The 12506-nt window shown below is 67.1% G+C and carries 14 protein-coding genes; 8 read left to right on the top strand and 6 right to left on the bottom strand.

Going from position 1 to position 12506, the window contains the following annotated elements; all coding sequences use genetic code 11:
- The first annotated feature begins 144 nt into the window (after positions 1 to 144).
- The 8 genes from rpmH (at position 145) to HCR12_RS13550 (ending at position 5164) form a co-directional block, all read left to right on the top strand.
- Positions 145 to 282: a 50S ribosomal protein L34 gene (rpmH, locus tag HCR12_RS13585; protein WP_043595303.1), complete on the top strand. Its 138-nt coding sequence runs from the start codon at positions 145 to 147 to the stop codon at positions 280 to 282.
- A gap of 33 nt (positions 283 to 315) precedes the next feature.
- Positions 316 to 633, top strand: coding sequence for a ribonuclease P protein component (gene rnpA, locus HCR12_RS13580; protein WP_243841784.1), 318 nt, complete (start codon positions 316 to 318; stop codon positions 631 to 633).
- Positions 630 to 944 (top strand): membrane protein insertion efficiency factor YidD, encoded by a 315-nt coding sequence (gene yidD / locus HCR12_RS13575; protein WP_166869606.1) that lies wholly within the window; start codon positions 630 to 632, stop codon positions 942 to 944. Before rnpA ends, yidD begins: the two co-directional genes overlap by 4 nt.
- A gap of 9 nt (positions 945 to 953) precedes the next feature.
- Complete coding sequence (gene yidC, locus HCR12_RS13570) at positions 954 to 1928, top strand: membrane protein insertase YidC (RefSeq protein WP_166869607.1); 975 nt, start codon at positions 954 to 956, stop codon at positions 1926 to 1928.
- Positions 1929 to 1936: 8 nt separating this feature from the next.
- Positions 1937 to 2440, top strand: coding sequence for a Jag family protein (locus HCR12_RS13565; protein ID WP_370589348.1), 504 nt, complete (start codon positions 1937 to 1939; stop codon positions 2438 to 2440).
- Between the two features lie 35 nt (positions 2441 to 2475).
- Positions 2476 to 3102, top strand: a complete 627-nt coding sequence (rsmG, locus tag HCR12_RS13560) for a 16S rRNA (guanine(527)-N(7))-methyltransferase RsmG (protein WP_166869609.1) — start codon at positions 2476 to 2478, stop codon at positions 3100 to 3102.
- A gap of 155 nt (positions 3103 to 3257) precedes the next feature.
- Positions 3258 to 4190 (top strand): ParA family protein, encoded by a 933-nt coding sequence (locus HCR12_RS13555; RefSeq protein ID WP_191412343.1) that lies wholly within the window; start codon positions 3258 to 3260, stop codon positions 4188 to 4190.
- The gene (locus HCR12_RS13550; protein WP_166869611.1) at positions 4190 to 5164 is read left to right on the top strand and encodes a ParB/RepB/Spo0J family partition protein; all 975 of its coding nucleotides are present in this window, start codon (positions 4190 to 4192) and stop codon (positions 5162 to 5164) included. Before HCR12_RS13555 ends, HCR12_RS13550 begins: the two co-directional genes overlap by 1 nt.
- Positions 5165 to 5233: 69 nt before the next feature.
- Here HCR12_RS13550 and HCR12_RS13545 read toward each other — a convergent pair whose 3' ends face one another.
- The 6 genes from HCR12_RS13545 to HCR12_RS13520 form a co-directional block, all read right to left on the bottom strand.
- Positions 5234 to 6187, bottom strand: coding sequence for a D-alanine--D-alanine ligase family protein (locus HCR12_RS13545; protein WP_166869612.1), 954 nt, complete (start codon positions 6185 to 6187; stop codon positions 5234 to 5236).
- Positions 6188 to 6202: 15 nt separating this feature from the next.
- The gene (locus HCR12_RS13540; RefSeq protein ID WP_166869613.1) at positions 6203 to 7504 is read right to left on the bottom strand and encodes an aminotransferase-like domain-containing protein; all 1302 of its coding nucleotides are present in this window, start codon (positions 7502 to 7504) and stop codon (positions 6203 to 6205) included.
- A 185-nt stretch (positions 7505 to 7689) separates the two neighbouring features.
- A complete protein-coding gene (gene trxA / locus HCR12_RS13535; protein WP_166869614.1) occupies positions 7690 to 8013 on the bottom strand; it encodes a thioredoxin in 324 nt (107 codons plus the stop codon).
- A gap of 32 nt (positions 8014 to 8045) precedes the next feature.
- Positions 8046 to 9008, bottom strand: a complete 963-nt coding sequence (trxB, locus tag HCR12_RS13530) for a thioredoxin-disulfide reductase (protein ID WP_166869615.1) — start codon at positions 9006 to 9008, stop codon at positions 8046 to 8048.
- Between the two features lie 113 nt (positions 9009 to 9121).
- Complete coding sequence (gene murJ, locus HCR12_RS13525) at positions 9122 to 10759, bottom strand: murein biosynthesis integral membrane protein MurJ (protein WP_166869616.1); 1638 nt, start codon at positions 10757 to 10759, stop codon at positions 9122 to 9124.
- A complete protein-coding gene (locus HCR12_RS13520; protein WP_166869617.1) occupies positions 10752 to 12452 on the bottom strand; it encodes a DUF6049 family protein in 1701 nt (566 codons plus the stop codon). The genes murJ and HCR12_RS13520 overlap by 8 nt, the downstream gene beginning before the upstream one ends.
- Positions 12453 to 12506 lie beyond the last annotated feature (54 nt).

Below are 12506 nucleotides of genomic sequence, written 5' to 3'. Positions count from 1 at the left end.
GCGGATGTGGAGACTCGAAGGCTAAGGTGGCCCCAGGTTTGACCGCGCGCGGTCTAAGGCCTATTTTTAACAGGTTGTCGGCTCATTCAGCCGAACCCATACGTTCTTCCCGGTCGCCGCACACCGGGGCCAGGAGATATCACCATGAGCAAGCGCACCTTCCAGCCGAACAACCGTCGTCGTGCCAAGAAGCACGGCTTCCGTGCCCGTATGCGTACCCGCGCCGGCCGCGCCATCCTCGCGGCGCGTCGTGGCAAGGGACGCACCGAGCTCTCCGCGTAAACGCCGGGCGACGTGCTGGCCCGGGCGAACCGAGTGGTGAAGCCCTCGGACTTCCGTGCGATCGTGCGCCGTGGGCGCCGCGCATCGACGGCCAGCATGCTCATCTACCGCGTCGAGCGTGATGCGTCGGACCCGGCTCGTTTCGGGTTCATCGTCGCCAAGACAGTCGGCAACGCCGTCGAACGAAACCTCGTTCGACGGCGTATGCGTGCCGTCTGTCGGTCGGTCATCGACTCAGGCGGACGTGGGGCGGACGTCGTCATCCGGGCACTGCCCGCATCCGCGTCGACCGACTGGTCGACCTTGGAGCGCGACATCCACGAGATCCTCGATCCGGTGCTGATCCGATGACGCGCGTGCTCGCGTTCGTGTGGCTGCTGCCGCGGAACATCTGCGTGGGGATCCTGCGCGGATATCGCGCGGTGATCTCGCCTCTCTATGGCGACGTCTGCCGCTATTACCCGTCATGCTCCGCGTATGCGCTCGGATCCATCCAGCAGCACGGCATGATCAAGGGGATCGCACTCGGTTCCTGGCGCATCCTCCGCTGCCATCCGTGGGCGCGAGGCGGCATCGACGATGTTCCTGCCTCACGGCATCACCAAGACCACTATCACCTCACCCGCTTCGGCTTCATCGCCGCGGGACATGGAAGGGGCTGACCCAGCCGCATGGACTTCTTCGGAACTCTCCTCTGGCCCATCAAGTGGACCATCGAGGCGATCCTCGTCGGTTTCCACTGGCTGCTGTCGCAGCTGGGAATGGACCCCGCCGCCGGACTGACCTGGGTGCTCTCGATCGTCGGCCTCGTGCTCGTCGTGCGTGCGGCGCTCATCCCGCTGTTCGTCAAGCAGATCAAGAGCCAGCGCAAGATGCTCGAGGTCGCGCCGCAGCTCAAGAAGATCCAGGACAAGTACCGCGGCAAGAAGGATCAGTTCTCCCGCGAGGCGATGCAGCGCGAGACCATGGCGCTCTACTCGAACGCGGGCACCAACCCGCTCGCGTCGTGCCTGCCGCTGCTGATTCAGATGCCGATCTTCTTCGGTCTGTTCACGGTGCTCAACGAAGCCAACAAGTCGAACGCCGGCGTCGGCCTGCTCAACGCCGAGCTCGCCAACCAGTTCGGCACAGCGTCGCTCTTCGGCATCGCGCCTCTGCACGACTCGATCACCTCGGCCCTCGAGAACGACCCGGTCGAGTGGGTCGTCGTCGTCATCGCCGTGGTCATGGTGATCATCATGACCGTGACGCAGTTCATCACGCAGCTGCAGATCATGTCGAAGAACCAGACACCGGAGATGAAGGAATCCCCGATGTACAAGCAGCAGAAGATCATGCTGTACGTACTGCCCTTCGTCTTCATCATCTCGGGTGTCGCCTTCCCGATCGGCGTGATGTTCTACTGGCTGACCTCCAACGTCTGGACGATGGTGCAGCAGTTCATCGTCATCCGGAACATGCCGACTCCCGGCTCCGAGGCTGCGCTCGCCCGCGAGGCGCGCCTGGCCAAGCGCAACCGCGCCAAGGGGATCATCGAGACCACGCCCGCGGCGGATGCCGCGGAAGAGGCGCCGAAGCCCACGACCACTCAGCGTCAGCAGCCCGTGGGCAAGGCGCGCGCCAAGAAGCAGGGACCCAAGAAGTGACCGACCAGATCACCCCCGACACCGATGCCTCCGAAGAGCCCATCGTTCTGACGGAGCAGCAGCTCGTCGAGGAAGGCGACATCGCCGCCGACTACATCGAGGAACTCCTGGACATCGCCGACATCGACGGCGACATCGACATCGACGCCCGCTCCGGTCGCGCCTACATCTCCGTGTCCGCCACCGCGGAGTCGAACCTCCGCCTGCTGTCGAAGCCCGACACGGTCGCCGCACTGCAGGAGCTCGCGCGCATCGCCGTGCAGAACAAGACCGGTCGTTTCTCGCGCCTCATTCTCGACATCGGCGGATCGCGCGATGCTCGCGCCGAGGAACTCACTGCACTGGTGGATCACGCCATCTCACGCATCGAGACTGGCGCCTCGTCTGCATCGCTTCCTCCGATGACGAGCTACGAGCGCAAGCTCGTGCACGACATCGTGAGCGAGCGAGGCTACGTCTCGGAATCGCAGGGTGAAGGTCGCGACCGTCACACGGTGATCACCGCCAAGTGATCCGCGATGTTTCACGTGAAACATCCGGGGGAGTGATGAGCGAACTCGAGAACGAACCAGTGGCAGCCGCCCAGCTGTTCGGCGACCGCATCGACGTCGCGCGCCAGTTCACAGCCGACCTCGCGCGCGAGGGTGAGATCCGCGGGCTTATCGGACCCCTCGAGCTCCCTCGCCTCTGGACCCGGCACGTACTCAACTCCGCACTCGTTGCCCCGCTGATGCGGCCTGGACGGGTGGGAGATATCGGAACCGGGGCAGGGCTGCCGGGGCTGGTTCTCGCGATCGCGCGACCCGACGTGCACTTCGTTCTCATCGAGCCGATGGAGCGTCGCGTCGAGTGGCTGCAGGAAGAGGTCGACGCGCTCGACCTCCGCAACGTCGACGTCGTCCGCGCTCGCGCAGAAGAGGCAGAGATCAGCGAACCGCTCACACAGGTCACTGCCCGCGCCGTGTCAGCACTGTCGAAACTCATTCCCATCACCGTTCCGCTGCTGGCGGCCGGGGGAGAGCTCGTCTTCATGAAGGGCGAACGGGTGCATGATGAGATCGAGGCCGCGCAGAAGGTGATTCGCAAGGCGCGTCTCGTCGACGTGCGAGTCGACGTGCTGGGCGAGGGCGTGATCCCTGAGGTCACCCGCGTCTTCCGCGCCACCCGCGCGTGAGCAGATGTTTCACGTGAAACATCGATACTGATTCATCCCAGCGAACGACCTTCCTCCCCCGCGGGAGATCGTGCATGGCACACACAATCGAACATCGGCGCGGCCATCCGGTCGGACGCCTGGATTACAGTGGAGAGTCGCGGCCTGAAGCCGCGATGTTTCACGTGAAACATCGAGAGGGAGACGTGAGCACCAAGTCATTCGATGCGTCGACGCCCCTGGCCCGCGAGGTCGCCGACATCACCCGCCGCCGCTTCGCGCTGGCCGCCGAGGCTTTCCCCCTTCCTGAGAAGACCCGCGTCTTCACGGTTGCGAACCAGAAGGGGGGAGTGGGAAAGACCACCACCGCGGTCAACCTGGCCGCCGCACTCGCGCAGGCCGGCGCGCGCGTTCTCGTGATCGACCTGGACCCCCAGGGCAACGCCTCCACTGCGCTCGGTGTCGAGCACCGCTCTGAGACCGTGAGCGTCTACGACGTCATCGTGAACGACGTGCCGATGAAGGAGGTTGTGCAGGCGAGTCCTGACTTCGAGACCCTCGACTGCATCCCCGCGACGATCCACCTCGCCGGAGCCGAGATCGAGCTGGTGTCGATGGTGGCTCGCGAGCAGCGCCTGCGGTCTGCCCTCGATGTCTACATCCAGCAGTCGGACACCCCGCCGCACTATGTCTTCATCGACTGCCCGCCTTCGCTCGGCCTGCTGACGATCAACGCGTTCGTCGCGGCGCGCGAGGTGCTCATCCCGATCCAGTGCGAGTATTACGCACTCGAAGGGCTGTCCCAGCTTCTCAACAACATCAAGCTCATCGAGCGCCACCTCAACCCCGAGTTGGCGGTGTCGACGATTCTCCTCACGATGTACGACGGGCGCACGAACCTCGCGCACCAGGTCGTCGATGAGGTGCGTCAGCACTTCCCGAATGAGACCCTCGACACGGTGATCCCCCGCTCCGTGCGCATCTCGGAGGCCCCGAGCTACGGCCAGAGCGTGATCAGCTACGACTTGAATTCACCCGGATCGCTCTCGTATCGCGAGGCGGCAGCTGAGATCGCGCGGCGCGGTGCGCCCGAGAAGGAGGACAACTGATGGCAGCTCCTAAGCGGACTGGACTCGGACGGGGGATCGGTGCGCTGATTCCGGCGGCGGAGACCACGGCTGAGCGGCCTGTCGATGTGTTCTTCCCCGCTCCGGCTGCTCCGGCGGAGCCCGAGCCCGCCGGTCTCGTCGCCGTTCCGGGTGCGCGCCTGGCGAGCCTCTCGCCGCACGACATCATCCCCAACCCCCAGCAGCCGCGCCACGACTTCCGCGAGGAGGAGCTCAACGAGCTCATCGTCTCGGTGCGCGAGTTCGGCGTTCTGCAGCCCATCGTGGTGCGCCCCCGCGCAGGAGCCGCAGAGGGAGAGCCGCAGTTCGAGCTCATCATGGGTGAGCGTCGCCTCCGCGCCTCGAAGGCCGCCGGCCTGGACACGATTCCCGCTGTCGTCCGCGACACCGACGACGACGCGATGCTCCGCGATGCTCTCCTTGAGAACCTCCACCGCGCCGAGCTCAACCCGCTTGAAGAGGCATCGGCCTACAAGCAGCTCCTCGAGGACTTCGGCATCACCCAGGAGCAGCTCGCCGACAAGATCGGGCGGTCGCGTCCCCAGATCACCAACACGCTCCGTCTCCTGAAGCTGCCGCAGGGCGTGCAGCGCCGCGTCGCGGCCGGTGTGCTCACCGCAGGCCACGCGCGTGCGATCCTCTCGGTGGGGGAGACCCAGTCGATGGAGGCCCTAGCCGACAAGATCGTCAACGAGGACCTCTCCGTGCGAGCCGCGGAGGCCGCCGCGGGGCTCATCAGCGGCAAGGCTGAGAAGCGGCCCAGCGCGAAGCCGTCGCCGGGTAAGCGTCAGGCGCACCTCAATGAGATCGCAGAGCGCCTGGGAGATCACCTCAACACGCGGGTGAAGATCTCGTTGGGTGCCAGCAAGGGCACGATCACGATCGACTTCGCGACGATCGGCGATCTCAATCGGATCCTCCAGGAGCTCGGCCAGGACCCGTTCGCGTCCAGCTGAGTCACCCCAGACGACAGAAAGGGCCGGTCAGAACATCCTTCTGACCGGCCCTTTTCGTTTCTCTGAATGTTATGCGCTTCGGCGCGCGTCGTTCGCGAGCGCCGCATATACCCAGCCGAGATCGTGGCCAGCCGCCTCGAGAGCCTGGGGGAGCAGCGAAGTCTCTGTGAGCCCGGGAAGCACATTGGCCTCGAGGAACCAGGGAGTTCCCGACCGATCCACGATGAGATCCACGCGCGAGAGGTGCCGCATCCCGAGCGCCCGGTGTGCCGTGAGCGCCGCCTCGGCAGCGCGAGATGCCACATCATCCGTGAGTCGAGCGGGCACATAGAAGCGCGTCTCGCCGGCGTTGTAGCGCGCCTCGAAGCTGTAGACGCCCGACAGAGGCTCGATCTCGACCGCGGGCAGTGCCACGGGCCCGTCGCCCGTGTCGATGATCCCTACGGCGATCTCCGTGCCGCGGATGCACTGTTCTACGAGAGCGACGTCACCGTAGGTGTACGCGTCGACCATGGCTCGCGGAAGATCCCGGCGATCCTCGACGATCGTCACACCCTGAGCGGAGCCTCCTCGGGCCGGCTTCACGACGAGGGGCACGGGAAGCTCATCCGAGATCGCCTCGAACACCGCGTCGGCCCCGAGCTCGCGGAAGGCATCGCGGGGGAGGGTGATCGAGCGGGGCGTGAGAACCCCTGCACGCTCGACGACCACCTTGGCGGCCGGCTTGTCCCAGGCGAGACGGGCGGCACCCGAATGCGAGCCGACGAAGGGGATTCCGAGGAACTCGAGCAGGCCGCGCAGCGCACCGTCTTCGCCGCTCGCACCATGCAGGGCGGGCCACACGACGTCGGGACGGTTGTCGCGCAGGTAGGCGAGCAGTGTCGCGTCCGGGTCGCGCAGTTCGACGCGCTCTCCGTGCCCCGTCAGGGCGTCGGCCACGCGTCGGCCGCTGCGGAGCGAGATATCGCGCTCGTGCGAGATGCCGCCGGCGAGAACGACGATGTGGGCGGGGGTGTCATTCACGGGGAGACCTCCGGGTCAGCCGGCGTACGGGGGCAGCACGTCGCGCTCGATGGCCTGCACGGGCAGGGGAGCGGTCTGCGAGAACTCGCCGAGCAGGGCGATCTCACCGTTGATGACGCTCGCCAGTCGACGAATGCCCTCGCGGATGAAGTCGGGCTGCGGATAGCAGAACGACAGGCGGATGTTGCGGCGCCCATTGCCGTCCGCGTAGAACGCCGTGCCCGGGGTGTAGGCGACGAGCTCCTTGACGGCGCGCGGCAGCATCGCCTTCGAGTCGAGATATTCGGGCATCGTGAGCCAGATGTAGAAGCCGCCCGACGGGGTGGTCCATTCCATCCCCGGCAGATAGTCGCCCAGGGCGGAGAGCATCGCGTCGCGTCGTTCGCGGTACACCCCGCGGAAGGTGTCGATCTGACCGCGCCAGTCGGCGTTGTCCATGAACTCCGAGATCACGAGCTGCCCGAACGACGACGGCGACAGAATCGCGGCCTCGTTGGCGAGCACGAGTTTCTCGCGGATCGCGTGAGGTGCGATCGCCCAGCCCACGCGCAGTCCGGGTGCGAGCGTCTTCGAGAAGGTGCCGAGGTAGACGACGCCCTCCTCGTCGATCGAGCGCATGGCGGCGGGAGGTGCCTGCTCGAAGTGAAGCAACCCGTAGGGGTTGTCCTCGAGCACGAGGATGCCCGCCGCGCGCGCGATCTCGACGATCTCGACGCGACGCTCCCAGCTCAGCGTGACGCCGGTGGGGTTCTGGAAGCTCGGAATCGTATAGAGGAACTTGATCCGCTTGCCTTCGGCCTGCACGCGCGCGATCGTCTCGCGGAGAGCCTGCGGGTTCATGCCGTCCGCATCCATGGGCACGTGCACGACTTCACCCTGGAACGAGCGGAACACCGTGATCGCGGTCACGTAGCTCGGGCCCTCGGCGATGATGACATCACCCGGGTCCAGGAAGATCTTGGCGAGCAGCTCGAGTGCGTGCTGCGATCCGGTCGTCACGACGACGTCGTCGACGGATCCGTGGATTCCCTCGAGCGCCATCACCTCGAGGATCTGCTCCCGCAGCCGCGGGATCCCCTGGCCCGAGCCGTACTGCAGCGCAACCGCGCCGTGCTCGGTGATCGTGCGCTCGACGGCACCCTCGATGAGGTGGGTGGGGAGCGCCGAGACATACGGCATGCCTCCCGCGAGCGAGACCACCTCGGGCCGGCTCGCGACGGCGAAGAGAGCTCGAACCTCGGAGGCGGCGAGGCCGCTCGTTCGCGCCGCGTAGTGGGAGTACCACGGGTCGAGGTTATTGCCCTGGGTCTGCTGCATCACGTATCCGTTCGATCGGTGCAATCCAGGGTAGTCGTCCAACCTGCGACCGCGGCCATGCGAGGTGCGCACATGAGCCGCGGATGCTCGATCGGTCGCACGTGAAACATCGTGCGCGGGTGCGCCTGGAGACGGCGATGGCCTCCGACCCTGAGGTCGGAGGCCATGGAAACCATCTATGGAGGTTACGCCAGGAAGTCAGCCAGGTCGGCCTCGAGGGCCGGCTTCGGCTTCGCGCCGATGACGCGCTTGACGACCTCGCCGTTCTGGAAGACGAACATCGCGGGGATCGAGGTGATGCCGTACTTCATGGCGGTCTCGGGGTTCGCGTCGACGTCGAGCTTGACGATGTCGATCTTGTCGGCGTGCTCCGTGGCGATCGCGTCGAGGATCGGCGAGACAGCGCGGCAAGGGCCGCACCAGGTGGCCCAGAAATCGACCATGACGGGCTTCTCGGAGGCGAGCACCTCCGCGGCGAACGTGGCGTCGGTGACATCCTTGGTGGACATGTGCTTCCTTTCGTGAAGCTGATGAATTCGGATCAGACGGCTGCGACGGCCGCGTCGGCGGCGTGTGCCGCATCCGCGAGGTCGGCGAGGTAGTGCTCGGCGTCGAGCGCGGCCACGACACCCGAGCCGGCGGCCGTGGCCGCCTGCTTGTACGTGGGGTCGACGACATCGCCCGCCGCGAAGACTCCGCGCACGCTCGTGCGCGAGCTGCGGCCTTCGACGGCGATGGTGCCCTCGGGTGCGAGTTCGAGCTGACCGTGCACCAGGTGCGTGCGCGGGTCGGCGCCGATCGCCACGAAGAGACCCTCGATGTCGAGAGTCGTCTCGGAGCCATCGACGGTGTTGGTGAGGCCGATGCCCGTGACCTTGTCGGTGCCGTAGATGCTCGAGACCTCGTTGTTCCAGATGACCTGGATCTTGGGGTCGGCGAACGCCCGCTCCTGCATGGCCTTGGAGGCGCGGAACTCGTCACGACGGTGGATCAGGTACACGACATCGGCGAAGCGCGTGAGGAACGTCGCCTCTTCGAGAGCCGAGTCACCGCCGCCGACGACCGCGACCTTCTTCTGACGGAAGAACGCACCGTCGCAGGTGGCGCACCAGGAGACGCCGTATCCGGAGAGGCGCTCCTCGTCGGGGAGGCCGAGCTTGCGGTAGGCGGAACCGGTGGCGTAGATCACGGCATGCGCCTCGTGGACGTCGCCGTTGCCGAGCGTGACGCGCTTGACGTCACCCTCGAGCTCGAGGGACACGACGTCGTCGTAGACGATCTCGGCACCGAACTTCTCGGCCTGCTGCTGCATGCGCACCATGAGGTCGGGGCCCATGATCCCGTCCGGGAATCCGGGGAAGTTCTCCACCTCAGTGGTCTTCATGAGCTCGCCGCCGAACTCCACCGAGCTCGCGATCACGAGGGGTTCGAGGTTGGCGCGCGCGGCGTAGATCGCGGCGGTGTAGCCGGCGGGGCCGGATCCGATGATGATGACGTGGCGCATCCCGTGGGTCTCCTGTCGAGGGGGTCGCGAAGTACAACACATCCTAGGCGGCGGGCATTCCGCGACACGGGCGTGCATCCGGGTCGCGCGACCGAACGCGGAAGGGCGTCGGCTCAGCTGCGCCCGATGCGCCGCAGCACAGGACCGAGCGCCGCACGCAGCTCGGGCACCCGCAGAGCGACGAGCAGAGCAAGGTAGCTCAGGAGGGTCGCGGCGCCGACAGCGCAGATCGACACGAACGCCTCGAGACGGCCGGAGACGGCGAAGCCCTCGGTGAAGCCGCCCAGCAGCCAGAGCACCGCCACGCCCACGCCGATGGCGACCACCGCCACGCCGGTGAACAGCGCGATGCGCCCGAGGATGCGTGTGCCATCGACCCCGCGGATGCGCCGGCGAAGCACGAGAGCGAGCACGATCGCCTGCACGGTGCTGGCGACGGTCGTCGCGAACGCGACACCCATGCCGATCTGCGGCTCCGGCACGGCCACCGCGACCGCGATGAGAGCGCCCGTCACGGTGATGCCCTGCAGCACCTTGATGAGGAACGGCGTGCGGGTGTCGCCGAGTGCGAAGAAGCCGCGCTGCAGCACGAACATCGCCGAATAGGGGATGAGCCCGATGAGGTAGGCGATGAGCACGGAGCTGATGCCGACGATCTCGCCGGGCGTCCTGCCGAAGAACGCGCCGAACGGAAGCGCCGCCGCGCCGATGGCCGCGCCGGCACCCGTGACGAGCATGAGGATGACGCGCATCGAGCTCGAGATGTCGGCCCGCACATCGTCGATCTCGCCCGCGCTCGCGTGGGCGCTCATCCGCGTGAAGTAGGGGGTCGCGATCGACAGAGCGATGATCGAGTGCGGGAGCATGAACAGCAGCCACGCGGTGTTGAGCACCGCATTCGACGGGTCGTTCTCTCCCGCGAGCGATGCGACGCGCGTCTGCACGACGATCGTGAGCTGCGTCACCACGACCATGCCGAACATCCATCCGGCGGAGGCCCCGGTGGCCCGCAGACCCACGCCGCGCCAGTGGAAGTCGGGTCGGAAGCGCAGACCCGTGCGCTTCCAGAACAGGGTCAGCACGAGGCACTGCGCCGCGATGCCGACCGTGGCGCCGCCCGCGAGCATGACGATCTGCGCCTCCGACCAAGACGACGGGTCGCGGTGCGCCGGGTCGAACCCGAACAGGGCCCCGAACGTCGCGTAGGTCGCGATGAGCACGACGTTGTTGAGCACGGGCGCCCAGGTGTACGGCCCGAAGACCTTGCGCGCATTGAGCACTTCGCCGAGCAGCGCGTACACCGCGTAGAAGAACACCTGCGGCATGCACCAGTACGCGAAGGCGATCGTGAGGGCGAGGCCCTCGGCCGATATCGCGCGCCCCTCTTGGATGTAGAGCGGCACGATGAGCGGCACGAGCAGGGTGAGCGCCGCTGCGATCGCCAGGCACGCGGTGATGCCGAGAGTCAGGAGCTTGTTGACGAAGCCCTGGCCGCCGTCCGCATGCTTCGCGGCGCGCACGATCTGCGGCACGAGAACAGCGCTCGTGAGTCCGCCGGCGACGAGCGCGAAGATGTTCGACGGCAGGGTGTTCGCCACCGACCAGGCGTTGACGGCTTGGTTCTGCTGTCCGAGGACCCACGCCAGAAGCGCCAGGTTGACGAACCCGAGCAGGCGCGACATGAGCGTCCCGGCGGCGATCGTCGCGCTCGCGCGCCGGATCGATCCGTCGTCGACGGCGGACTCAGTCACCGGATCCCTCGGGATGCGCGGCGAGAGCGCGTGCCTTGCGGCGCCGCAGGATCACGCGGATGATGCCCGCTGCGAAGACACCGACGAGGACCAGCACGAAGACGAGGGTGCCGACGTTCTCCCACTCGGCGCGCACAGTGATGTTGGCGAAATCGGAATCGATCGGGATCCCGCTCACGCTGTGCAGGGCCGTGAGCACCCGCACCTCTCCGTTCGCGATCGCCTCGACCGGGATGTAGGCGGAGGCCGTCGCGTTCGGTTCGACGGTCAGATCGACGGGGCCTTCGGCTCGCAGGATGGGGCTGCGGGGAGCCGCACTGACGCGCACGATGACCGCCAGATCGAGCGCGTTGCTCACCGAGATGCGCAGCCCGGTGCTGCGCGCGAGGAGAACACGGTCGCTGCCGCGCTCGATGCGCACGGAGGTGACGATCTCCGAGGAGCGCGTCTCGAATGCTCCGACGGCAGGGCCCCATGCGGGGTCACCGATCCAGACGCCCCCGTAGAGAGCGATGTGCTCGAGGCCGCGCGGTTGCAGAAGCAGCTCCGGCTCGACCACGACAGAGGAGAACACGTGCTCGGCGTTCACATCCTCGAGCAGTCCGACGAACACCGCCTCGCGATCCGCGTCACGCACGCCCTCTCCGAGCGAAACCGGAGCCGGGGCAGTGGCGAGCACCTCGCTGAGCGGCACGACCTGCGCGACCCCGGAGGCCTCGACCGCCGCCAGAGCGGTGCCGAGCCCAGAGGGGACACCGGGCCAGGTGCGCGCGACCGCGAGCACCATCGTGCGACCAGGAGCCGCCTGCGCCTGCACGGCGAGATCGGCCGTGAACGCGTCGAGCTGGCTCGCGCGGTCGGTTTCCAGAACGGACGCGGATGCGGAGCGAAGTGCGGCGGAGCGGTCCGAGTCGATGACGAGCGCATCGATCCCGTCGACTGACACATGCGCGGATCCGGTCTCACCCGTGTCCGAGTTCGAGAGGAGTACCGATTCGTATCCTGCCGCGGCGAGAGTGGAGACGTCCGCGGCGCCCACACCGTCTGTGGCTGGCCAGGCGATGCGCGGGAGCGTGCTCGTCCAGGCGAGGAGCTGCTCCGTCGTGGGGAAAGGCGGGGCGGCGTCGGGATCGGGAGTCGCGGTCGGCGCGGGCGTCTCGACGGGCTCATCTGAGAACCGGCTCGGGTCGAGCGCGAAGTCGAAGCCGCGCGGCTGCAGGGACGAAAGCGTGTCGGTGCGTGCCGCAGTCACCACATCCGCGTCGCCGTAGGCGAGGAGGAACGACTCGTTCTGCAGCGACTCGAGTCGCCGCAGCCAGTCGCGCGCCGACTCGGGCGCAGCGTTGCCGAGAACGCGGATCGAGGCCAGGATCATCGGGTCGATCGCGAGTGCGGCGTTCGTGGCAGCCACGGTGTCGATCTGCCGGGTGAGCACACCGAAGGTGTCCGTGTACTCCGCCAGATCGTCGGCGGAGATGAGTCCGGTGACGGTCGGAGGCGCGGTGATCGGCACCACCACCGCGATGGACACGGGACCGACACCCGGCGTGACGACGCCGGCCGACGCCGGTTGGATCTGCACGTCATCCGGCACCGGTTCCGCGGCGGCGATGGATGCAGAACCTGCGACGAGACCGGTCGCCACGAGGACGCAGGTCAGCGCACGCAGCAGCCGGGGGGTCGTCAGCGGCACAGCGGGGCACCCCCGATCGACACGGCAGACATGCAGAGAAGTCTAGACTCGACC

It is taken from the genome of Salinibacterium sp. ZJ70, assembly GCF_011751865.2.
Taxonomy (GTDB): domain Bacteria; phylum Actinomycetota; class Actinomycetes; order Actinomycetales; family Microbacteriaceae; genus Homoserinibacter.
The sequence above is the reverse complement of the archived record's forward strand: the minus strand, read 5'-3'. Positions and strand labels throughout refer to the sequence as shown.

Coding starts and splice junctions, on each gene's coding strand:
- rpmH (WP_043595303.1), top strand. CDS start 145: ATGAGCAAGCGCACCTTCCAGCCGAACAACCGTCGTCGTGCCAAGAAG.
- yidD (WP_166869606.1), top strand. CDS start 630: ATGACGCGCGTGCTCGCGTTCGTGTGGCTGCTGCCGCGGAACATCTGC.
- yidC (WP_166869607.1), top strand. CDS start 954: ATGGACTTCTTCGGAACTCTCCTCTGGCCCATCAAGTGGACCATCGAG.
- rsmG (WP_166869609.1), top strand. CDS start 2,476: ATGAGCGAACTCGAGAACGAACCAGTGGCAGCCGCCCAGCTGTTCGGC.
- HCR12_RS13555 (WP_191412343.1), top strand. CDS start 3,258: ATGTTTCACGTGAAACATCGAGAGGGAGACGTGAGCACCAAGTCATTC.
- HCR12_RS13550 (WP_166869611.1), top strand. CDS start 4,190: ATGGCAGCTCCTAAGCGGACTGGACTCGGACGGGGGATCGGTGCGCTG.
- HCR12_RS13540 (WP_166869613.1), bottom strand. CDS start 7,504: ATGCAGCAGACCCAGGGCAATAACCTCGACCCGTGGTACTCCCACTAC.
- trxA (WP_166869614.1), bottom strand. CDS start 8,013: ATGTCCACCAAGGATGTCACCGACGCCACGTTCGCCGCGGAGGTGCTC.
- trxB (WP_166869615.1), bottom strand. CDS start 9,008: ATGCGCCACGTCATCATCATCGGATCCGGCCCCGCCGGCTACACCGCC.